The sequence below is a fragment of the Marinomonas sp. BSi20584 genome (assembly GCF_002792415.1).
Taxonomy (GTDB): Bacteria; Pseudomonadota; Gammaproteobacteria; order Pseudomonadales; family Marinomonadaceae; genus Marinomonas; species Marinomonas polaris.
Window position 1 is genome coordinate 34,023 of record NZ_KZ454874.1, and the last position, 21,197, is coordinate 55,219.

The 21,197-nt window shown below is 43.9% G+C and carries 22 protein-coding genes; 14 read left to right on the forward strand and 8 right to left on the reverse strand.

Annotation, left to right across the window (positions count from 1 at the left end):
- Positions 1–10: 10 nt before the first annotated feature.
- Positions 11–493, reverse strand: a complete 483-nt coding sequence (locus TY87_RS07125; RefSeq protein ID WP_100186539.1) for an ATP-dependent zinc protease family protein — start codon at positions 491–493, stop codon at positions 11–13.
- Between the two features lie 225 nt (positions 494–718).
- Between TY87_RS07125 and TY87_RS07130 the strand changes: the two genes are divergently transcribed.
- Entirely contained in the window at positions 719–1,639 is a 921-nt protein-coding gene (locus tag TY87_RS07130; protein WP_100186540.1) for a D-hexose-6-phosphate mutarotase, read from the forward strand.
- A gap of 157 nt (positions 1,640–1,796) precedes the next feature.
- Here the strand turns inward: TY87_RS07130 and TY87_RS07135 are convergent, their stop codons facing one another.
- A complete protein-coding gene (locus TY87_RS07135; protein WP_072838845.1) occupies positions 1,797–2,573 on the reverse strand; it encodes an exodeoxyribonuclease III in 777 nt (258 codons plus the stop codon).
- A gap of 119 nt (positions 2,574–2,692) precedes the next feature.
- On the opposite strand from TY87_RS07135, the gene pyrE reads away from it, so the two are divergent.
- Positions 2,693–3,340: an orotate phosphoribosyltransferase gene (gene pyrE / locus TY87_RS07140; RefSeq protein WP_011978448.1), complete on the forward strand. Its 648-nt coding sequence runs from the start codon at positions 2,693–2,695 to the stop codon at positions 3,338–3,340.
- A 40-nt stretch (positions 3,341–3,380) separates the two neighbouring features.
- Here the strand turns inward: pyrE and slmA are convergent, their stop codons facing one another.
- The 4 genes from slmA to coaBC form a co-directional block, all read right to left on the reverse strand.
- Entirely contained in the window at positions 3,381–3,974 is a 594-nt protein-coding gene (slmA, locus tag TY87_RS07145) for a nucleoid occlusion factor SlmA (RefSeq protein ID WP_011978449.1), read from the reverse strand.
- Positions 3,975–4,051: 77 nt separating this feature from the next.
- Entirely contained in the window at positions 4,052–4,960 is a 909-nt protein-coding gene (argB, locus tag TY87_RS07150; protein WP_072838846.1) for an acetylglutamate kinase, read from the reverse strand.
- Between the two features lie 322 nt (positions 4,961–5,282).
- Positions 5,283–5,741, reverse strand: a complete 459-nt coding sequence (gene dut / locus TY87_RS07155; RefSeq protein ID WP_011978451.1) for a dUTP diphosphatase — start codon at positions 5,739–5,741, stop codon at positions 5,283–5,285.
- A gap of 37 nt (positions 5,742–5,778) precedes the next feature.
- Positions 5,779–7,002, reverse strand: coding sequence for a bifunctional phosphopantothenoylcysteine decarboxylase/phosphopantothenate--cysteine ligase CoaBC (coaBC, locus tag TY87_RS07160; RefSeq protein WP_100186541.1), 1,224 nt, complete (start codon positions 7,000–7,002; stop codon positions 5,779–5,781).
- A 136-nt stretch (positions 7,003–7,138) separates the two neighbouring features.
- On the opposite strand from coaBC, the gene radC reads away from it, so the two are divergent.
- The 11 genes from radC (at position 7,139) to cdd (ending at position 16,814) form a co-directional block, all read left to right on the forward strand.
- On the forward strand, positions 7,139–7,813 hold the full coding sequence (gene radC, locus TY87_RS07165) for a RadC family protein (RefSeq protein ID WP_072838848.1): 675 nt from the start codon (positions 7,139–7,141) through the stop codon (positions 7,811–7,813).
- Positions 7,814–8,041: 228 nt separating this feature from the next.
- Complete coding sequence (locus TY87_RS07170; RefSeq protein ID WP_100186542.1) at positions 8,042–8,368, forward strand: helix-turn-helix transcriptional regulator; 327 nt, start codon at positions 8,042–8,044, stop codon at positions 8,366–8,368.
- Positions 8,362–9,678 (forward strand): type II toxin-antitoxin system HipA family toxin, encoded by a 1,317-nt coding sequence (locus tag TY87_RS07175; protein WP_100186543.1) that lies wholly within the window; start codon positions 8,362–8,364, stop codon positions 9,676–9,678. Before TY87_RS07170 ends, TY87_RS07175 begins: the two co-directional genes overlap by 7 nt.
- 349 nt (positions 9,679–10,027) lie before the next feature.
- Positions 10,028–10,264 carry a 50S ribosomal protein L28 gene (rpmB, locus tag TY87_RS07180; RefSeq protein ID WP_072838851.1) on the forward strand — a complete coding sequence of 79 codons (237 nt, stop codon included), beginning with the start codon at positions 10,028–10,030 and terminating at the stop codon, positions 10,262–10,264.
- 11 nt (positions 10,265–10,275) lie between these two features.
- Positions 10,276–10,446 (forward strand): 50S ribosomal protein L33, encoded by a 171-nt coding sequence (gene rpmG, locus TY87_RS07185; protein ID WP_011978459.1) that lies wholly within the window; start codon positions 10,276–10,278, stop codon positions 10,444–10,446.
- 164 nt (positions 10,447–10,610) lie between these two features.
- Positions 10,611–11,429 carry a bifunctional DNA-formamidopyrimidine glycosylase/DNA-(apurinic or apyrimidinic site) lyase gene (mutM, locus tag TY87_RS07190; RefSeq protein WP_100186544.1) on the forward strand — a complete coding sequence of 273 codons (819 nt, stop codon included), beginning with the start codon at positions 10,611–10,613 and terminating at the stop codon, positions 11,427–11,429.
- Positions 11,430–11,648: 219 nt separating this feature from the next.
- Positions 11,649–12,641, forward strand: coding sequence for a BMP family lipoprotein (locus TY87_RS07195; RefSeq protein WP_072838853.1), 993 nt, complete (start codon positions 11,649–11,651; stop codon positions 12,639–12,641).
- Between the two features lie 92 nt (positions 12,642–12,733).
- Entirely contained in the window at positions 12,734–14,305 is a 1,572-nt protein-coding gene (locus tag TY87_RS07200) for an ABC transporter ATP-binding protein (RefSeq protein WP_100186545.1), read from the forward strand.
- Positions 14,302–15,399 carry an ABC transporter permease gene (locus TY87_RS07205; RefSeq protein ID WP_100186546.1) on the forward strand — a complete coding sequence of 366 codons (1,098 nt, stop codon included), beginning with the start codon at positions 14,302–14,304 and terminating at the stop codon, positions 15,397–15,399. Before TY87_RS07200 ends, TY87_RS07205 begins: the two co-directional genes overlap by 4 nt.
- Before the next feature lie 9 nt (positions 15,400–15,408).
- Positions 15,409–16,377, forward strand: a complete 969-nt coding sequence (locus TY87_RS07210) for an ABC transporter permease (protein ID WP_100186547.1) — start codon at positions 15,409–15,411, stop codon at positions 16,375–16,377.
- 17 nt (positions 16,378–16,394) lie between these two features.
- Positions 16,395–16,814 (forward strand): cytidine deaminase, encoded by a 420-nt coding sequence (gene cdd, locus TY87_RS07215; RefSeq protein ID WP_100186548.1) that lies wholly within the window; start codon positions 16,395–16,397, stop codon positions 16,812–16,814.
- A 92-nt stretch (positions 16,815–16,906) separates the two neighbouring features.
- On the opposite strand, the gene TY87_RS07220 is transcribed toward cdd, so the two are convergent.
- Positions 16,907–17,986: an AbrB family transcriptional regulator gene (locus TY87_RS07220; protein ID WP_100186650.1), complete on the reverse strand. Its 1,080-nt coding sequence runs from the start codon at positions 17,984–17,986 to the stop codon at positions 16,907–16,909.
- A 295-nt stretch (positions 17,987–18,281) separates the two neighbouring features.
- Here TY87_RS07220 and TY87_RS07225 point away from each other — a divergent pair, with 295 nt between their 5' ends.
- Entirely contained in the window at positions 18,282–18,665 is a 384-nt protein-coding gene (locus tag TY87_RS07225; RefSeq protein ID WP_100186549.1) for a septal ring lytic transglycosylase RlpA family protein, read from the forward strand.
- Here the strand turns inward: TY87_RS07225 and TY87_RS07230 are convergent, their stop codons facing one another.
- Positions 18,666–21,095 (reverse strand): bifunctional acetate--CoA ligase family protein/GNAT family N-acetyltransferase, encoded by a 2,430-nt coding sequence (locus TY87_RS07230; protein WP_100186550.1) that lies wholly within the window; start codon positions 21,093–21,095, stop codon positions 18,666–18,668.
- Between the last annotated feature and the right edge of the window lie 102 nt (positions 21,096–21,197).

The following is a 21,197-nucleotide window of genomic DNA, read 5'->3' on the forward strand; positions in this document are numbered from 1 at the left end:
TGTCGTTGCTTTATTTACTTGAAGGATAAAGCTCTTTTAAAGCTTCTTTTGTTCTATCACCCTTTAGGCATAGCCCTTCAGGGTCGATTAGAACGCGACCATTCATTGCTTCTCGTCCTAGTAGCATTCTATATCCCATGCTGTCTCGATTGGTTAGGGTGACTTCTGCTTCCCATGATATACCGCCAAGAGAAAGGGGTATGCGAATGACTGGGCGGCTTTCTTTGTCTCCGCTAGAGCTTTTAATGACTCTTTGATCAACAAGCTGGGCTTCACAATGTACGGTTACTTTACGATTTTTTTGTAGAGGATGAACTTCAAAGCTTACCCAGCTCTCACCATCACGAGAAAAACGTACGATATTGATTGCATGCATTGATGACGTTTTTGCGCCCGAATCTACTCGTGCTTTAATCGCTGGGATATTAAGGGAAGGAAATGCGCACCATTCGTCGCAGCCAATGACCATTTTGGGTTCGTTCTGTTGATTCATAAAAAATATGACACCTTTTAAAATGAAAGCAGCATACGTTAACGATAATGAAAACGTGCCCTAAGTTGCTGTGTTTTATAGCGTAAAAGTGCGATCAGGTTAAGTCTTTATTGATACACAACAAGGTTATCCGTTTTGTTATATTGTCAGTATAAGCTCAAACTATTGTAATCATGGCATCTAAAGTTAATATGGGCGTACGAAATTACTTTAATGGAGTTGTTGATGAATGGCCGACTGATGCAAGAGTTGGAAGAATTGGGTGGTGAAATACGCCCAGCAAGCTTAAGAAAGTGCGACGAGATCGTCATTGAGCAACCAGGCTTTAGTGCGGTCATTGCCTTATGGGGCGGGCATTTGGAGAGTTTTATTCCTGCGGGTCAAGAGGATCTGTTATTTCAATCGACAAATCCTGGTGGTGAAGGCCGTTTTGGGCGTCGTCACTTTGGTGTTCCTGTTTGTTGGCCTTGGTTTGGTGCTAATGAGACGCATGCGGATTTCCCTGCACACGGTCTTGCTCGTTATTTTCGCTGGGAATTCATTGAGGCAGGGCGTTTTAAAAATGGTGATGTGAAAATCGTCATTCGTTTGGCTTCAGAAGATCATCCTTTGATCGAAGAGATGTGGCCATTTGCCTTTGAGTTACGACAAGTCTTTCGTTTCTCTAATAAGGGTTTTCGAGTGAATTTCTCGGCGGCGAATCTATCCGATAAGCCGATGCTAATTAGCGAAGCTTTGCACACCTATTTTAATGTTTCAGATAACCAAACGGCTGAAGTGCATGGCTTAGATCAAGTAAGTTATGTCGATAAGTTTGATAATAGCAGTCAGAAGTTGCAACAAGGTGCAGTGACACCATGTGATCACATGGACAGGGTGTATACTTCTGCTCCAGAAAAATGTGAAATCCTAGATGCTGGGTTGCAAAGAAGATTGGTGATTAGCACAGAAGGTAGTAACAGTACTGTGTTGTGGAACCCAGGTGCAGAAATTGCTAAGCAGCGCACTGATATGGAAGATGATGACTATCGTCGTTTCGTCTGTGTCGAGGCTGGTAACGCGCTTAGCGATGCTTATAGCATTCCAGTCGGTGGAATTCATCAGCTTAAGTTAAAAGTGAAGAGCAAGTCACTGGTGGACGAATAACTTTCTACAAAGACTCCATAGACAGTTTAATACATAAAAAAAAGCCCGCTGGTGTTGACTGTTTAAATATTAAAAGTCACACCTAGCGGGCTTTTTAGTTTTTGATTTTCAATTCCAATGAAAAAACTGTGCTCTTTCATTGGAATTGATGCAGCGCTTAATCAATATTATATTCCATGATTAATGGCGCGTGATCTGAAAATCGTTGGCCTTTATAAATCGTGCCGCCTTGGATCAGATTTTTGATGCCTGGAGTGGTGATTTGGTAATCTAAACGACCACCTTCATCTAATTTCCATGCACGTTCATAATCTGGCCACCAAGTATATTGCTTGTCTTGCTTGTTTACTTGGCGGAAAGCGTCGATGTATTCCAGCTCATTGAAAATTTCATTTATCCACTTACGTTCTTCTGGTAAGAAGCCAGAGTTACGTTGATTGACGAACCAGCTGCTCACATCGATCGGTGAACGAGCAACATTGGCTGTACCGCAGAAAATAAATTCACGACGCTTGCGACGAGTTTTAATGAGATGGTTTTTAAAACCTTCCATAAAACGATACTTATGTTCTTGCAGCGTTTCCTCGTGGTTTGAACCGTGAGGTGTCAAGAAAGCTCCAATGCTGACTTTATCGAAATCCGCTTGAATAAAACGACCTTCAAAGTCGCATTCAGGGAATCCCATGCCAGTCATAATGGCTTTAGGCATGGTTTTGCAATAGATAGCCACACCTGCTTGCTCTGGATTTTCCATCGAGTCAAAGAAGTATGTGTTATACCCAGGTGGGAAAAACACACTGTCATTTAGTGTGCGTTCATCTGCCTGTATGTCTTGCAGACACACAACATCTGGGTCCTGACGAACCATCCATTCAAAAAAGCCGCGTTCTGCTGCTTGTCTTATACCGTTTACATTAAGGCTGATGACCTTCATTTCTGGTCCCTACAATTCCTAGCCGTGTGTTATATTAGCGCCTATCCAATGTTGGCATGGCTTCGCTCGTTCTTGGCGGCGCTTTGTTGTGTACTATTTATTATCTTTCTGGAGTTGGCATGAAACCTTACCAAAGAGACTTTATCGAATTCGCTATTGAACAAAACGTGCTGCGCTTTGGCGAATTTACGCTTAAATCAGGTCGCGTAAGTCCTTACTTTTTTAATGCAGGCCTATTTAGTTCTGGGCAAGCATTAGCTAAATTAGGGCGCTTTTACGCAACCTCATTAATGGAAGCAAATGTTCCATTTGATGTTCTATTTGGCCCTGCCTATAAAGGCATTCCATTGGCAACGACCACAGCTGTTGCTCTCTATGATCATCATAATGTAGACACACCATACGTTTTCAACCGTAAAGAAGCAAAAACTCACGGTGAAGGCGGTTCTCTAGTCGGTGCTCCGTTAGCTGGTAACGTCATGATTATCGATGACGTTATTACTGCAGGAACTGCCATTCGAGAAGTGATGGCTATTATTCAACAAGCCAATGCCCTTCCGGCTGGTGTTCTTATCGCCTTGGATCGTCAAGAACGAGGCCAAGGTGAATTGTCTGCTATCCAAGAAGTCGAACGTGACTTCGGTATGCCTGTTATTAGTATCGTATCTTTAAATGACATCATGACGTATTTGGCAGAACAGGATTCTCCTGAATTTGCTAAACATCTTGATGCCGTTAAAGCATATCGCCTTCAATACGGCATTTAATGCTAATACAAATACTAAGGTTTGAGGTTTTCCTCAAGCCTTAGCGATTTAGCATCAAGTTCTGTGCCAATACTGTCCATTGTTCGGGCCAAATTTCCATTGGCTTAACTTTGAACTCGCTACGAACGTAATGGCGTATTTTTCCTTCGATAATAGCTATCAGGAAATTTGCACAAGGCGCAACGCCCATCGCAGGTCGTAAACCCTGTTTCAAGTCTGCTTCACGAATAACTTGTTTTAGCTGGGTTTCAATGCGATCAAATACTTGGGTAATACGAACACGTAAACGCTCAGTTTCGCCTGCTAACGCATCGGCTGTTAGCAAACGACACATACCAGGGTTTTGTTCAGCAAATCCTAGTACTAGTGTGACTATCATCTCTATTCGAGCAATCACGTTACTTTCTTCTTGTACGATACGGTTGATGCGCGTGAAGAGACTTTCCTCAATAAACTCGATCAAACCTTCAAACATCTTAGCTTTACTGGGAAAATGACGATACAACGCCGCTTCTGACACACCAACTTGCTTTGCTAAAGCGGCCGTAGTGATACGTGCTCCTGGGCTGCTTTCTAGCATTTGAGCGAGCGCTTGCAATATCTGTGTGCGACGATCGTTTTTCTTGTTGCTCATTTTTCGTGTCCAGTTTCTAACCAGTGTTGTTAATTGCTAGTATCGTTAAGTGATAGTATCAACAAAAGCGAAAAATCTTATTCGCCAACTTTGGTGTTTGATATTAGTGTACCAACGCCAGTGTCGGTGAATATTTCCAATAAAGTCGCGTGTGGAACTCGTCCATCAATAATATGAGCACTTGTTACGCCAGCATTAACTGCTGATAGCGCGCAGCTGATCTTAGGTAACATGCCGCCATAAATCGTGCCGTCAGCAATCAAGGCATCGACTTGCGCTGTGCTCAATCCAGTTAACACATTACCTTGTTTGTCCTGTACGCCTGAAATATTGGTCAGTAGCATAAGCTTTTCTGCGCCAACCGCTTCGGCTACTTTACCGGCAACAAGATCCGCATTGATGTTATAAGAGTTACCCTCGTCATCCACACCAATTGGTGCAATAACTGGAATCAGGTCGCTGTTTTCAAAGAACTTTAAGAAGCTGGTGTCGACACTGGCGACTTCGCCAACGTGGCCAATATCCACTTGTTCTGGTGCTGTCATGCCTTCCGCTTGGTGTTTCACAAAAAGCTTCTTCGCTTTAATGAAGCGGCTGTCTTTACCTGTGATGCCGATGGCTTTACCGCCAGCTTCACAAATTAAGTTAACGATTTCTTTGTTTACTTGACCGCCTAGTACCATCTCAACTACATCCATGGTTGCGGTATCGGTTACTCGCATGCCATTGATGAATTTTGATTCGATGTTCAGTTTAGCAAGCATTTCACCAATTTGTGGGCCGCCACCGTGAACCACGATAGGGTTAATACCAATGGCTTTCATTAAAACGATATCTCGCGCAAAACCTGCTTGTAGGTTTTCATCTGTCATGGCATTGCCGCCGTATTTAATAACCAGCGTTTTACCAGCAAAGCGTTGAATGTAAGGAAGCGATTCGCTTAAAACCTTAGCAACATCTAAAGCAGACTCACGAGAAAAAGCCACGGATTACGTACTCCTGTAAACAAAAATGGGTCGCACAAAAAAATATACAAACTCGATAGGTGTATTGTTCTATCAACGACAAAATATACTCACTAAGTATGGCAAAACGGTGACAGCCAAGGCTGACAACGAGTGTAAGCAACCACTTAGGTTTGAAATAATAGCGTGATCTTGAAGGATTAACTATAGAAATTTGTATGAAACTTACGAAGTTTGGACTTATGAAAGTTAATTTCGTTTGTGTGAAGAAAGATGAGTGAATGAATGTGGTGACGAACACGAAAAGGGTGAATTAATCTCACTCTTTTCGTGTGTTTTTTGCTTATTTTGTGCCTGTGTGGCCAAAGCCGCCTTCGCCACGCTCAGTACTTTCAAATTCAGTAACAATATTAAATTCAGCTTGAACGACAGGTAGTAGAACTAATTGCGCAACACGCTCACCTGGTTCGATAGTGAATGTCGTATTACCACGATTCCAACAGGAAACCATTAGCTCGCCTTGGTAATCCGAGTCGATTAAACCAACCAAGTTACCCAAAACGATACCATGTTTATGACCTAATCCAGAGCGTGGCAAAATTGTCGCAGCCAGATTTGGGTCTTGGATATAAATAGACAAACCAGTTGGTAGTAGTGTCGTTTCACCCGGAGCAAGATCAATCGCTTGATCAAGGCAAGCGCGCAAATCTAAACCAGCAGAACCCTCAGTTGCGTAGGTTGGCAGCGGAATCTCTTTGCCGATTTTGTCGCTAAGGATTTTTAATTGAATAGCTTGTTTCATGGTTATCTTCTCTTTTTTTCTTAATTCATGATGGGTGTTAAGACGAGGACTTAATATGTTGTTGAATAAATTCAACGAGTTGATTTGCTAGCTCGCTTTTTGCAGCTTTATCTGGAGACCAAGTTTTGTCTTGAGTAATAACAGTGACTTGGTTTTCATCTTGATTGAAGCCAATGTCGGCACGAGAAACGTCATTGGCGATGATAATATCCAGACCTTTTCGTTCCAGTTTGCTTTTCGCGTATTCGATCACATTCTGTGTTTCAGCCGCAAAGCCAACCATGGTTTTTGCGCGTTTTTGTTGAGCAAGTGTCGCGATGATGTCTGGATTTTTTACTAATGTCAGGGTGATTTCATCGGTATCGGATTGCTTTTTCATCTTCTGGTCGCTAGCGGCTTTCATTTTAAAGTCTGCAACCGCAGCGGCACCAATGAACACATCGGCTTGTGTGTTCATGCTTCGCTCACAAGCCGCCAGCATGTCATCGGCACTTTTTACAGCAATGATGTTTGCACCAGCAGGCGTTGCTATTTGCACTGGGCCACTTATTAATGTGACCCTTGCGCCACGAGCAATCGCAGCAGATGCCAGAGCATACCCCATTTTTCCTGAGCTGTGATTACTGATGTAACGAACAGGATCGATGGCTTCCATCGTTGGGCCTGCAGTAATCACCCAATGTTGTCCCGCCAAATCTTGTTTGATCGATGAACCTTGGAAATGCGTGATAACTGCAGTGAAAATATCACTCGGCTCGCTCATGCGCCCAGGCCCAATGTCACCGCAAGCTTGAGCACCATCAGCAGGTCCGATGTTTAATACGCCTCGTTCGGCCAGTAGTTTTGCATTGGCTTGTGTTGCAGAATGACGCCACATGGCTTGGTTCATCGCAGGAGCAAGCAAAACAGGGGATTCGGTGGCTAAACATAGGGTGCTTAATAAGTCGTTTGCCATGCCTTGAGCATAACGAGCCATGAAGTCAGCAGAAGCGGGTGCTATTACAATTAAGTCCGCCCATTTCGCCAGTTCTATATGTCCCATTCCAGCTTCGGCATTTGGGTCTAATAAGGTACTGCGTACTGGATGGCCAGAAATCGCTTGTAGGGTCATTTCCGTGACAAAAGCCTTTGCGCCTTCTGTTAAAACGACTTGCACCTCAGCGCCAGCCTTAGTTAGTAAACGAATTAACTCGATGCTTTTATAAGCTGCGATGCCGCCAGTAATACCTAATAAAATGCGTTTTTGAACGAGATTTGACATAAAAAACTTCTCAATTCGATCTGTGATAGATAAGGTTAACAAATAAGGCAGGAAGCCTTTTGCGGTTATGTATACGCCGCCGCTATATTTGTTTGTCTAAATAAGAGCAAGATTATCATGTATCAAGGAGTAGATCATGAGTATTAAACATTGGCCTGAGCAAGAAAGGCCGCGCGAGAAGTTAATCCAGCAAGGCGCAGGCGCGTTAAGTGACTCTGAGCTTTTGGCTATTTTTCTTCGTACTGGAACGCAAGGTATCAGTGCGGTAGAACTTGCTCGACAACTACTTACTCAGTTTGGTGGGTTGCGTTCGTTAATGTCGGCCAGTCGAGAAGAGTTTTGCCAAGGCTTTGGCCTTGGTGATGCTAAATATACCCAGCTACAAGCTGTACTTGAGATGTCCAAGCGTCATTTACAAGAACAGCTGATGCGCGAAACAGTGTTCGCTAGTGCAGAACATGTTCGAACCTATCTTTCTTCCCAGTTGCGTCATTCTCCACGAGAAGTCTTCGCGGTGCTTTTCTTAGACACCCAACACAGATTGATCCGCTATCAAGAACTCTTCATGGGAACCATAGATGCCGCGGCAGTATATCCGCGTGAAGTTGTTAAAGCCGCGCTGCAATATAACGCCGCCGCGGTCATTCTGGCTCATAACCATCCAAGCGGTATCGCAGAACCCAGTCAGGCTGATATCAGTATTACCGATAAAATTAAACGTGCGCTAGACCTCGTTGATGTGCGATTGCTCGATCACTTTGTCGTCGGTGATGGCTCGCCTGTGTCGTTAGCGGAGAGGGGATTGGTGTAGGCACTGCTTTTAAGTCTGATGATAGAAAAATGAGAAGTAGTTTGTATGTTATTTAATTTTACAATTTCGTTTAAAGTTCCTATTTGGTTACTTTATATAGATTTTTAGGTGTCAAAGTAACTGTTTTAGGACTTAGTATTGTTTTTCTTGATGATCTGTTCGGAAAGTTCTAAATTTAGGACATAAAAGTTATTTTAATCTTACAATGTCACTATATTGGAACCTTGTATGGCTATCGAAAAATCTGCGGCCGCTCTTTCTGAGGAGCTTGGTGAACGTTTAAAGCAGGCTAGGTTGAATCTTAACCTGACTCAGTCTGAGGTCGCGGCACTTGCTGGCGTTGCCCGGAAAACGGTTTTAAATGCCGAAAAAGGGAAAGTGCAATTAGAAGTGTTTGTGGCAATTATGATTGCACTGAATTTAACGGATCAATTGAATTTATTCCTGCCAAAACAAGAAATATCACCATTGCAGCTGGCTAAGCTAGAGGGCAAAAAACGGCAGCGAGCGTCAGGAGTGCATCGAGAAAATAATAAAGGGATATTAGAATGGTAATGGAAGTTATTAAGGTCTCTTATCAAGGTCATGATGTTGGGGCTGTAAGCTTTGATGTCGAAAAAGGCATAGGAGCTTTTGAATATACAGCAAGTTTTATAAAAAAAGGGATAGAGCTTTCTCCTCTTAAAATGCCGTTATCCAGACGGATTTTTAGTTTTCCTGAACTTGATTTTAATACCTTTAAAGGCTTGCCAGGCTTAATAGCAGATTCTCTCCCCGATAACTTTGGTAACTCAGTTCTTAATGCTTGGGTGGCAAGTCAAGGTAAGTCTCCTAATGACATTTCTCCTCTACAACGGCTTCAATACACTGGGAAAAGAGGTATGGGAGCTCTGGAGTATTCACCCGCTACAAAACTTCGTAGCCTAAATGCATCGCAACAAGTTGAAATTCAATCTCTTGTTTCAATCGCGCAAGAAATTTTAGATTCTCGTGGTGTATTTGAGGTAGAGCTTAATAAGGATGGACGAGAAGAAAGAGAAGCAATGCTGTCGTTACTCTCTGTTGGTATGAGTGCTGGCGGAGCAAGACCTAAGGCTGTACTGGCATTTAATAAAGACTTTACTCAAGTTCGCTCTGGGCAAACGACCGTTCCTGAAGGTTTTACTCATTACCTAATGAAATTTGATGGTGTAAATGAACACAATCAAAACCAAGAGACATTTGGGGATCCCTTAGGTTACGGAGCTATGGAATTTGTTTATTATTTGATGGCCAAAAGTTGTGGTATTAAAATGATGCCCTGTAGGTTGCTTGAAGAAGGTGGCAGGCGGCACTTTATAACGCAGCGTTTTGATCGCGTAAGTAATACCAAAGTCCATGTCCAGACGCTCAATGGGTTGGCCCATGTTGACTACAATAAACCAGGCTCATTCTCCTATGCAGAAATATTCAGTGTGGCTCGGCAATTAAAGCTGCCTGCAACTGATGCCCTGCAGATATTAAAGCGTATGGTATTTAATATTATTGCTCGGAATCATGATGATCATGCCAAAAACTTTGCTTTCATTCTGAAAAATGAGGGTTGGTCTTTAGCCCCTGCCTATGATTTGGCCTATAGCTACAAGCCTGGAAGTAAGTGGGTTAATAGTCATTGGATGAGTTTAAATGGAAAGAGAGATGGTTTTACGCGAGCGGATTTTTATAGTCTAGAGAAACTCAGCCCCTTATTTGGCAAGAGCAAAATTGACAGTATCGTCGATGAAACGATCGAATGTGTCTCTAGGTGGCCGACCTTAGCCCAAGAGTGGGGTGTTCCTAAGTTACTAATAGAAGAAATTTATTCTAATTTAAGGCTTAATCTTTAGATCAACGACAGAAAGCTAAAACTCGTTAGTGTCCTTGGTTTAGTGGGGGAGGTGTTAGCTACGTTGTCTTTTTAGAAAAACATAGTATTAGAAGAACATAGTTGGGCTCTGCAGAGGTAGACGTTGGATTCGATAAGGAGCGCCATTATGTTTTTCTTTGATGCTTTTTGTTCGACAGAGTCAATTGATCATTTTTTAACAAAAGAATTGCTCAATTGGTTGGCTTATGGGAAAATGCGCGCCGCTATATCCTCGGTATGGGATTTTTTTGATTCATAAGGAATCATGCTCCGCCTGAGGAAGTGAAACACTTCCAATAATCTTTCTGGATAGCAAAAGGTATTTAATTATGTCTCGCGTATGTCAAGTTACTGGGAAGCGTCCTGTTACAGGTAACAACGTTTCTCACTCAAAACGCCGTACTAAACGTCGTTTTCTTCCTAACCTTCATTGGCACCGTTTTTGGGTCGAAGGTGAAAACCGTTACATCCGTTTACGTGTATCTTCTAAAGGTATGCGTATTATCGATAAAAAGGGCATTGAAACAGTTCTTGTTGAAATGCGCGCTAACGGCGAAAAAGTATAAGGATCTGAATCATGGCTTCTAAAGGCGCTCGCGATCTAATTCGCATGGTATCTTCTGCTGGTACTGGTCACTTTTACACAACTGACAAGAACAAGCGAAATACTCCGGACAAACTTGAAATGAAAAAGTTTGATCCAGTTGTACGTAAGCACGTTATGTACAAAGAAGCGAAAATTAAATAATTTTTGCTTCTTGTCAAAAGGAACCGACTCATTGAGTCGGTTTTTTTGTATCTAGTAACAACACCTTGTTCATTTGGTCAATATTTTTTCTGTGGCAATTAGTAGCTGCACTTTATTTGTTTACTCAGTATTGTCTGTGTGTCTAGTCATCATTGAGGTTAACTATGCCTGAGTTACCAGAAGTAGAAACCACCTTACGTGGCATCGAACCCAAATTAGTTGGGCGCTCTCTCGTTAGGGTCGATATTCGCCAGCCAAAGCTGCGCTGGTTAATCACGCCTGAGCTAAGCTCAGAAATGATAGGTGAAGAAATTACTCATCTTTCTCGTCGTGGTAAATACATCGGCATTCATACGTCAAAAGGCACCTTGATTGTTCATCTTGGTATGTCTGGCAGCTTATATTTTGTGCCAGCTGACACGCCACCGTTATTTCATGATCATGTAGATTTTTGCTTTACCGATGATGATGTGTGGCTAAGATACACTGACCCTCGTCGCTTTGGTGCTATCTTGTGGACAACTGAAGATTGGAACGAGCATGAGCTAATAAAGCACTTAGGCCCAGAACCGCTGTCTGATCTTTTTAATGCTGATATGCTTTACGCGCGAGCGAAAGGTCGCAAGGTTCCAATTAAGACCTTTATTATGGACAGCAAGGTAGTTGTGGGTGTTGGTAATATTTATGCCAATGAAGCGCTATTTAAAGCGGGCATTCGTCCTGATCGTTTGGCCGGTAAGATAAGTAAGGTGCGTTTGGCCCGTTTGGTTGAGTGCATTAAAGTGGTGCTAGCAGCTGCCATTAAACAGGGCGGAACGACATTAAAAGACTTTGTTGGCGGTGATGGCAAGCCTGGTTATTTTAAGCAGGAGTTGGCTGTTTATGGTCGGGCTAATAAAGCTTGTATCATATGTAGTGCGCCACTTAAAGAAATCCGGCAAGCTCAGCGTAGTACAGTTTTTTGCATCAACTGCCAATCTTGACCAATTGTTTAGGTTAGGCACAAGAATTGCTACCTAGTCTGTTGACTAAGTAGATGCTCAGAAAAAGATTATTTTTGAGTGGGCTTTTTGTAAATACGTAAAAATGTTGCTTAAAATGTGCAGATTACATTGCGGTATTCTGCTAATCGGTTTATTTTTGACCAGTTAGGCAGGGTTTATAGTTGCCTAGACTAAATTACATATATAAGAGGAATTGGAATGAAAGCTGTCTTTCTTGCGTCCGTTACAGCGCTTGCTATCTCATCAACCATGGCTCACGCTGCGACAGAACCAGCGGTTGTGTATGACCAAGCAGGTAAATTTGATAAGTCTTTTAACGAAGGCGTTTACAATGGCGTGAAAGAATACACGGCTGAGACGGGCATTCAGGTTCGAGAATTTGAACCTAAGAACGAAGCTCAGGTAGAGCAAGGTCTACGCCGCCTTGCTAAACGTGGTTATTCTCCTATCGTTACCGTTGGTTTTAACATGACTTCTGCGGTTGAGAAAGTCGCTAAAGATTTCCCTGAAATCAACTTCACTATTATTGATGGTGTCATCGATCTTCCAAACGTTCAGTCTGTTGTTTTCAAAGAGTACGAAGGCTCCTTCCTTGTTGGTGCTTTGGCGGCGATGGCATCTAAAACCAATACTGTAAGCTTTGTCGGGGGCATGGATATTCCTCTGATTCGTAAGTTTGCTTGTGGTTATGAGCAAGGCGTTAAATACCAGTCCTCTAATGCCACTGTTTTGCAAAATATGACAGGCTCTACTGGTGCGGCGTTTAATGATCCAACAAAAGGTTCTGAATTGGCAAAGAGCCAATTCTCTAAAGGTTCAGATGTTGTGTTTGCGGCTGCAGGTGGTACAGGTATCGGTGTATACCAAGCTGCAAAAGACGAAGGTAAATTGGCGATTGGTGTAGATTCAAACCAAAACCATGTTCAGCCAGGCACAATGCTAACCTCTATGGTTAAACGTGTAGACCAAGCGGCTTACAAAACGTACAAAGATGCCGCAGCAGGCACTTGGAAACCTGGTTTGGTTGTTTTAGGTTTGTCTGATGGTGGTGTTGATTGGGCGCTAGATGACAACAATGCCAGCCTAATTACTGCAGATATGAAAGCGAAAATGAAAGACATTCGCGCCAAAATCATCAGTGGTGAAATTAAAGTTCACGATTACATGTCAGATAACACTTGTAACTACTAAGTTGCATCAAAAAACAGTTACTTACATAGAGTAGGTAACTGTTTTTTTTGTTCTAGTGTGTTCCATTTTAAGCAGATGAATTACTTTTAGATATGACGAATAAAACAATGCCATACGCAATTGAATTGCGAGACATCAGTAAACGTTTTGGTGCGGTTCAGGCCAATAAAGACATTTGCTTACAAGTTCCGGCTGGCACGATTCACGGTATTATCGGTGAAAACGGCGCGGGCAAATCCACTTTGATGAGTATCATTTATGGCTTTTATGAAGCCGATACGGGTCATATTGAAGTTGATGGTAAGCGCGTTGATATTCGTAGCTCTCAGGATGCTATTAATGCTGGCATAGGTATGGTGCATCAGCATTTTATGCTGGTAGAAAATTTTAGTGTTCTTGAAAACGTTATTTTAGGCGCTGAAGGCGGAGCGGTACTAAAAAATGGTATCGGTGCAGCTCGCATAGAATTGCAACGCTTGGCTCACGAATACAGTTTGGATATTGATGTAGATGCAATCGTAGAGGAACTTCCGGTTGGTTTACAGCAACGAGTTGAGATCTTAAAAGCGCTATATCGTGGCGCACGCATCCTTATATTGGATGAGCCCACAGGCGTATTGACACCACAAGAAGCAGATCACCTGTTTCGCATTCTAAAAGCCCTAAAAGATCAGGGCGTTACCGTATTGTTAATCACCCACAAATTACGTGAAATAATGGCTTCCACCGACAATGTGTCGGTGATGCGCCAAGGTGAAATGGTTGCTCATCGAGAAACAGCTCACACCAGTAAGGAAGATCTTGCCGAATTGATGGTGGGCAAAAAAGTTCGTTTAACAGTCGATAAAGATGAAGCTCAGCCAAGTGAAGTGCTGTTGTCTGCGCAAAACTTGTCGCAGTTTGACAGCCAAGGCGTTAAACGCTTAAAGAATGTAAGTTTAGAGCTGCGTGCTGGTGAAATTCTGGGTATTGCTGGCGTATCTGGCAATGGGCAGAGTGAATTATTGAATGTCCTATCTGGTATCACACCTATGGACGAGGGCGAGATTCACTTTGCTGGTCAAGTTATCACTGCGAAAGCGCCAAAAGATGCGGCACAAATGCGTGATTTGAAGATGGCTCATGTGCCTGAAGATCGCCATAAAATGGGTTTGGTAACGGGCTTTGAAGCGTATGAAGCGGCTGTCTTGGGCTATCATAATTCGCCTGTTTATAACGGCAAAATTCTAATGAATCGCAAGGTAATGCTCGATGAATGCAATGAGCGCATGGCAGCTTGGGATGTGCGTCCACCGAATCCTCATTTGAAAACGGCGAATTTTTCCGGTGGTAACCAGCAAAAAATAGTTATTGCCCGTGAAGTTGAGCAAAACCCTGAAGTATTATTGATTGGCCAGCCAACTCGTGGCGTTGATATTGGTGCAATTGAAAATATTCACGAACAAATCGTTAAATTAAGAGACTCAGGTAAAGCCATTTTACTTGTGTCCGTTGAATTGGATGAAATTATGGCACTAAGTGATCGCATCATTGTGATGTTTGATGGTGCGGTAGTCGGTGAGCTAGATGCAAAAGATGCCGATGAACGAACCCTTGGTCTGATGATGGCTAATGCCTATAACGAAGAGCAAGAAGGCGAAGAGCAAGCAGAGGTGTCCGCATGAGTCAGGCGAAAGTCCCTACTTGGGTAAATATTGCCCTTATTCCTGTGCTAAATATTATGTTGGCTTTCTTGGTTTCTGGATTGGTGATTCTTGCCATTGGTGAAAACCCAATTGAAGCTGCTGGATATCTTATTTATGGCGCTTTTGGTTACGACGAAGGTATTGGTTACACGCTTTACTACGCAACAAACCTTATTTTTACTGGCTTAGCTGTGTCTGTAGCCTTTAAAGGTGGTTTGTTCAATATCGGTGGTGAAGGGCAAGCTTATATTGGTGGTCTAGGTGTTGGTTTGATCTGTTTGTCACTGGATCACACCATGCCATTATATGTGATTGCGCCTTTGGCCGTAATTGGTGCAGCAGTTTTTGGTGCAGCATGGGCATACATTCCAGCTTATTTACAAGCTCGTCGCGGTAGCCACATTGTTATCACTACCATCATGTTTAACTTTATTGCCTCTTCGTTGATGGTTTACTTGATCGTAAACTGGTTAAAAGAAGATGGCCGTATGGCACCAAACAGCCGAACGTTTGAAGAAAGCGCTTGGTTGCCTTATCTACATGAATTGCTTTCTCCAATAGGTATCGAAATTGGTGACTCACCATTGAACCTTGCTTTCATTTGGGCTTTGTTGTGCTGTGTGTTTGTTTGGGGATTAATTTGGCATACACGTTGGGGTTATCAGCTACGGACGCTAGGAACCAATCCTACGGCGGCTCGTTACGCTGGTATTGATACTGCGAAAGTGACCATTTGGGCAATGTTGATTTCTGGAGGCTTGGCAGGTTTTGTTGGCCTTAATGAAATCATGGGTGTGAATCATAACTTGTTGCTCAACTTTACGGCGGGTTACGGTTTTGCCGGTATCGCAGTGGCCTTGATGGGACGTAATCATCCGATTGGTATTATTCTAGCAGCTATTTTATTTGGTGCCTTGTATCAAGGTGGTGCCGAATTAGCATTTGAAATTCCAACTATTACGCCTGAAATTGTCGTTGTTATTCAAGGTTTAGTGATTCTATTCTCTGGTGCGCTTGAGCATATGTTCAAGGATCGTATCGAAGGCTTTTTTATTCGCAGAGCGGTCGCGTAGGGGAAAACTATGTTTGAAACATTAATACTCATGTTAGACGCGACAATGCGCGTATCTACTCCGCTTATCTTTGCTGCGTTAGCTGGCTTGTATTCTGAACGTGCGGGTATTGTTGATATCGGTTTAGAAGGTAAGATTTTAGGCAGTGCCTTTGCAGCGGCAGCAGCAGCAGCTGTTTTTGGTTCGGCTTGGATAGGTTTGTGCTTTGGCATATTGGCCTCTGTTAGCTTAGCTATGATTCACGGCTTCGCTTGTATTACTCACCGCGGCGATCACATCGTTTCTGGTGTGGCGATTAATACTATTGTGGCTGGTTTGACGGTTACTTTGTCTATGCACTGGTTTGGTATGGGCGGACAAACACCGGCATTGGTTGGTGATGCGCGCTTTTTAGACATTACTTTCCCATTTGCCGATGCAATGGAAAGTGTGCCTATAATCGGACAAATTTATTCGAACTTGCTTAGCGGCCACAATATTTTGGTTTACTTGGCCTTTATTATGGTACCAGTGACCTATTGGGTTATTTATAAAACTCGCTTTGGCTTGCGCCTTCGTGCGGTGGGTGAGAACCCTCATGCGGTTGATACTGCTGGCATTTCAGTGTCTTTCATTCGTTACCGCGCTTTGATTATTTGTGGCATTTTATGTGGCCTTGCTGGCGCGTATTTGTCTACTGCTCATAACGCAGGTTTCTTGAAAGATATGAGCGCGGGTAAAGGCTACATGGCATTGGCTGCGCTTATCTTTGGTAAATGGCGTCCAGTTCCAGTATTGCTTGCTTGTTTGTTGTTTGGTTTCTTAGACGCTGTTGCGGTTCGTATGCAGGGCGTTGTGATTCCAGGTATTGGCGAAGTACCAGTACAAGCAATCGAAGTATTGCCGTATGTATTAACCGTCTTGTTATTAGCAGGTTTCATCGGCAAAGCTGTTGGGCCAAAAGCTATCGGTCGCCCTTACGTGAAAGAGCGAGCTTAATATGTTGGATTTAAACCATGTCTGATGTGAAACAGAGCTCTGAGCTTTTTGAACTAGCTAAAGACGCGATGAATAAAGCCTATGTGCCTTATTCTCGCTTCCATGTGGGCGCGGCGATTTTAACGGCTGGTGGCAAGATTTATTCTGGTTGTAACGTGGAAAACGCGGCTTATCCAGAAGGAACGTGTGCTGAAGCGGGCGCTATCGCTTCCATGGTGCTTGGTGGCGATACGTTGATTAAAGATATTTACGTTATTGGGAAAGGTGAGGAATTGGTAACACCTTGTGGTGGTTGCCGTCAGAAGATTCGTGAGTTTTCTTCTGTGGATACCATGATTCATATTTGTGGCGCAGAAGGCGTGAGAAAATCCCTCACAATGAACGAGCTATTACCCTTCTCGTTTGGCCCAGAAAATCTTGACCAGCAAGCCAGTTAGACGTCAGAGCTAAATCCTGATAAAAAACCATCTTCGGGTGGTTTTTTCGTTTATATGGTTTTTATTTAGATATTCTTTGATATAGAAAGCTTTTAGGCGGTCTTATTCGTTGAGAGCCAACGAGCAAGCATCGGCCCAGCAATCAGTACCAATAGAAAGCGAGCAACCTGCATGGCCATCACAAAAGACACATCAGCATTGGTTGACGCGGCGATTATGGCAACAGAGTCAGCACCGCCAGGGCTGGTGGCAAGGAAGGCCGTGAGCGGGTCGATATCGGCAAAAGTAATCAAAAGCATGGCCAAGCAGGCATTAATCGCAATTAAGGCTAGAATCGCGGCTAATACATGCGGAAAGACATGCCAAGCGTGCTGCAACACTTGTCGAGTGAAGCGAAAGCCAATCCCCCAACCCAGCATTGCAAAGCTAATCGCCAAGCACCAATGGGGCAGAATAATTGGTAAAATACCGGAGAACTTGATCACCAACCCTACTGCAAGAGAAAGCAGCAAAGGCCCGCTTGGTAGACGAAGTTTTATACCAACAATGCTCGCTACCAAGATGACTGCTAGCGTAATAGCAAAACCAGACCATGACGACACGCCAAGCCAATCAATCGGTTCAGCAGAAACACCATCGACGTGAAATACCGCCGCAACAATCGTTGCCGCGATAGCACAGCAAGCCACACGTAAATACTGCATAAAGGCGACCAGCCGCATGTCCGCTCCGTAAGACTCAGACATAATAGTCATTGCGGATGCCGCGCCAGGAGAAGAACCCCAAATGGCAGTAGTGCCGGGCAATAATCCGCTACGACTAAGCAACCAGCCCAAAAAGCTAGACGCGACAATCGTCGAGACAGTGCCAATTAGAAACAACGGCCATTCCATGGAGATTTTCGCAAAGACCGTCAGCGGAAGACTGTTGGCTATCATCATGCCCAAAATACCTTGAGCCATTAAAAACATTGGCTTTGGCAGTGTCATACCTGCGCCACTGGTGGCTAAAATAATTGCTGTAATCATAGGACCAAGCAGAAGCGCCGCTGGCAAATTAGCGTATTCAAAACAAACCACTAAAACAAAAGATACGGCTAATAAGACGGTTAATCGCCAGGTTGTTGGCCAACGAGAAGGGGTTTTGCAAAGTGATAAAAAGCGAGAAGTCATGTCTATCTGTCGAAAAAAAAGCAGTGGGTTTAATGGCGCCAAGCATACCTTAAATAAGCTGGTATTATTGGCGCCTCTGGTGATGTTAACCATACTCGCAACTTATGTTAGTGCATTGTCATGTTGGGAATTGCTATGAGCATTAAGGCAAAGAATAGGAAGATACACCAAAAAACTGACAAGAAGCTGACTGATGTTTCGTTAGGTTGAGTTTGCTAGGCGGACGTATCTGTTACTATGAGACTAAGAGCATAGCATCTGAAAATCAAAGCGACTTAAAGGAAAAGAAAAAACAATGCGAAAAATTAGCACCTTATGTGTGGCAATCTTGTCTCTTGCTCTAACCGCATGCGCAAGTGGTCCAATCAGTCGTTCCGATTCAGTAGGGTTCGAAGAAAGCGGCGGAGCCAGTTATTACGCCATGAAGTATCAAGGACGCAAAACGGCCAGCGGAGAATTGTTTGATCAAAAAGCCATGACTGCCGCTCATAAACGATTGCCTTTTGGCTCAAAAGTAAAAGTCACCAACGTCGCCAATGGCAAGAGTGTTGTGGTGCGAGTTAATGACCGTGGGCCGTTCGTAAGTGGCCGCATTATTGACCTTAGCAAAGCCGCTTTTCAGCGCATCGGTAATACTCGCTCTGGTGTTATAGAAGTTGAGATTGAGGTATTGAACTAGTTAGGAAGCATCCCGACACTTTTCCAGCAAGCTCGGTGTCAGTTTAATACTGGCGACCATTTGACCGAAATCATCTGGATCGCGTTGAATGGAAAAGCCTAAATGTCGGCAGAATTCGATCATGCGTTTGTTTTCGGCCAATACAATACCTTTCATCACACGAATGCCTTTGTCTGCGGCGACTTGCATAAGTCGTCGCATTAGATAAGACGCTAAGCCTAAACCTTGGAATTCATCGCCAAGTACCACGGCAAATTCACAACTTTGATCGTCGAAGTTATCTATGTATCGTGCGGTGCCGATCAATAAATCTTGGTCATCCCGCTGAATCACCGCGAGTAAGGCCATTTCTCGGTCGTAGTCGATGTGGGACATGCTGGCGAGCATGCGCGGTGTCAGTTCTTCGATATTGGAAATAAAACGAAAATAGCGAGTCTCATGAGACATGCTGCGAACAAAATCCGCCAAAATGCCTGAATCTCTCGGTAAAACAGGTCTAACGGTGGCGATCTCGTCATTTTTCAATACTCGCTCCGATACCCATTGTCTTGGGTAAGGATGAATGGCGAGATGTTCATAACGACGCCAATTTTTGCAAAGACGAAGGTTGGCCGTGACGTCAGCGTAAACACTACCACTGTCATGAAGCCTCACATCGGCCATTTCTAGGCTTTCAATTTCAGGTAATTCGCAAACCATAGAGGATAAGTTGCGCAGTAAACTTTCTAGCTCAAATGACTCTTCACCGGGAAAGGCGCGTTGAATTAAATCTTTCGCCAAAATGGTATTGAGAGGTGGCAAAGCAACGGCTTCAGCTTGTTTATGTTGCTGAGCACCTTCCAACGACAAACCAATGGCTGGGCCAAATACTTTATCCTGAAATACTCTAAGATGGATCGGTGCAGATAACTGATTTGAGGCCTGACGGCGAGTAATTAAGCGAATATGAAACAGCTCAAAAATATCTCGTAACGAATCCGTATGAGGCGTTTTTTCAACCTGTTTGAGCTCTTGTCTGCGTTCTTGTTTAAAAAGGCGATTAAGCGTTTTTGTTGCTTCTGAAACATCAATTTTAAAACGAAACGCATGACTGTCTGGTGATTGTTTGGCGAGTAATTGGTTACGCTGGAATTGCACCAAGAACTGAAATCCTTCAATAGCCGTCTCTGGGGTACGGAAGGTTGGAATGCCAGCTTCGTTAATACGCGTACGCATGTTAGTCATGTTGCCACCACCAAGCAAACATACCATAACGAGCTTTTTCTGTGTTCGATGCAACTTGACGATGAGATCGTAAAGGGAATCTATGTCTATTAGCGCAGTTGGGCTTAGCGTTAGTAACACCGCACCACAATCATCACTCTGCAAAGCATTAGCGGCAAGATCAATAAAGAGATCTGTGGCGCAACTTGCCCAAACCGTTGTCACCGGGCCAATGCCACCGCGACCCGCCATGGTGGATTCCAATCTATTGTGTAACTCGCCTTCTGGCGTGAGTAGGTCAATGCCTAATTCCATAGCGCGTTGTGCCGCGAGTTCGCCCGGCCCTGCGCCGTTACCTATAATTAACAACGAGCCATCTTTTACCCGACGGGCATTTGTCATTACCGAGGCTGCCGCGATTAAATCATTCAAGCGTCGTCCACGTACTGCACCAGTTCGGCTGAGTGCGGCGTCGAGTACTCGCTCATCGGCACCGACGGAATGTTCGGTGACAACGGCAACGGGTTTGCTTCGCCCTGTAGCGCGTAAGCTGCTAAGGAAGCGTGTCGGACGACCTATTTTTTGCAGATACATCAAAATGGCCTGACTGTCGAAATCATTGGATAAGTAATCCAATACTTGCGATGGCATCACATCGACAGGTGACCCCATAGAAACTACTTGAGAAAAGCCGATGCCTTGCCAAGTCGCCCAATCTACAAGCGCACTGGCGACCGTGCCAGATTGCGACATTAATGCTAAGCGTCCCGGTAAAGGCTGAGTTAAACCAAGCCAAGCAAAGACGCCTTGTTTAGGTCGACAAATACCAAAACTGTTCGGGCCAAGTAATCGAACATTGTGTTTGCGCAGCGCTTCAGCCAGTGATTCTTGGCTGTCGCCTGTCCAAGACAACATTAGTAATGAGCCAATGCCCGCAGCGCCACAGGCGGCAATAATGTCTTCCATGGAAGGTTGGCTTTCTTTGGAAGAATAAGAGCCAACTAACACGGCAAGATCAGGGCTTGTGGTTAATTCGCCGAGCGTTGAAAAAAGCGGGAAGGAGAACTCTGTCGCAGGCTGAACACCAACAAGACTAACTGGACAGGACTTTTTTGTATGAGATAAGGACGTTAACAGCGCCAGCATGAGAGGGTCGTGCGCATCATCGCCAGTGAGCACCACCATAGACTTTGGGGCGAGTAGAGATTGTAATGCGTGTTGGCTCACTTAATTTTCTCCTGAAACTCACTTTATGCTTTGTGACTGTAGCTCTGTCTTGGGACTGTATCACAGTCCTCTATAATACGAATTGTAGACCATGGTAGGGTA

Excerpts from the sequence above, each read along its gene's own strand:
- TY87_RS07125 (WP_100186539.1), bottom strand. The coding sequence starts at position 493 with ATGAATCAACAGAACGAACCCAAAATGGTCATTGGCTGCGACGAATGG.
- TY87_RS07130 (WP_100186540.1), top strand. The coding sequence starts at position 719 with ATGAATGGCCGACTGATGCAAGAGTTGGAAGAATTGGGTGGTGAAATA.
- TY87_RS07135 (WP_072838845.1), bottom strand. The coding sequence starts at position 2,573 with ATGAAGGTCATCAGCCTTAATGTAAACGGTATAAGACAAGCAGCAGAA.
- pyrE (WP_011978448.1), top strand. The coding sequence starts at position 2,693 with ATGAAACCTTACCAAAGAGACTTTATCGAATTCGCTATTGAACAAAAC.
- slmA (WP_011978449.1), bottom strand. The coding sequence starts at position 3,974 with ATGAGCAACAAGAAAAACGATCGTCGCACACAGATATTGCAAGCGCTC.
- dut (WP_011978451.1), bottom strand. The coding sequence starts at position 5,741 with ATGAAACAAGCTATTCAATTAAAAATCCTTAGCGACAAAATCGGCAAA.
- coaBC (WP_100186541.1), bottom strand. The coding sequence starts at position 7,002 with ATGTCAAATCTCGTTCAAAAACGCATTTTATTAGGTATTACTGGCGGC.
- radC (WP_072838848.1), top strand. The coding sequence starts at position 7,139 with ATGAGTATTAAACATTGGCCTGAGCAAGAAAGGCCGCGCGAGAAGTTA.
- TY87_RS07170 (WP_100186542.1), top strand. The coding sequence starts at position 8,042 with ATGGCTATCGAAAAATCTGCGGCCGCTCTTTCTGAGGAGCTTGGTGAA.
- TY87_RS07175 (WP_100186543.1), top strand. The coding sequence starts at position 8,362 with ATGGTAATGGAAGTTATTAAGGTCTCTTATCAAGGTCATGATGTTGGG.
- rpmB (WP_072838851.1), top strand. The coding sequence starts at position 10,028 with ATGTCTCGCGTATGTCAAGTTACTGGGAAGCGTCCTGTTACAGGTAAC.
- rpmG (WP_011978459.1), top strand. The coding sequence starts at position 10,276 with ATGGCTTCTAAAGGCGCTCGCGATCTAATTCGCATGGTATCTTCTGCT.
- mutM (WP_100186544.1), top strand. The coding sequence starts at position 10,611 with ATGCCTGAGTTACCAGAAGTAGAAACCACCTTACGTGGCATCGAACCC.
- TY87_RS07195 (WP_072838853.1), top strand. The coding sequence starts at position 11,649 with ATGAAAGCTGTCTTTCTTGCGTCCGTTACAGCGCTTGCTATCTCATCA.
- TY87_RS07200 (WP_100186545.1), top strand. The coding sequence starts at position 12,734 with ATGACGAATAAAACAATGCCATACGCAATTGAATTGCGAGACATCAGT.
- TY87_RS07205 (WP_100186546.1), top strand. The coding sequence starts at position 14,302 with ATGAGTCAGGCGAAAGTCCCTACTTGGGTAAATATTGCCCTTATTCCT.
- TY87_RS07210 (WP_100186547.1), top strand. The coding sequence starts at position 15,409 with ATGTTTGAAACATTAATACTCATGTTAGACGCGACAATGCGCGTATCT.
- cdd (WP_100186548.1), top strand. The coding sequence starts at position 16,395 with ATGTCTGATGTGAAACAGAGCTCTGAGCTTTTTGAACTAGCTAAAGAC.
- TY87_RS07220 (WP_100186650.1), bottom strand. The coding sequence starts at position 17,986 with ATGACTTCTCGCTTTTTATCACTTTGCAAAACCCCTTCTCGTTGGCCA.
- TY87_RS07225 (WP_100186549.1), top strand. The coding sequence starts at position 18,282 with ATGCGAAAAATTAGCACCTTATGTGTGGCAATCTTGTCTCTTGCTCTA.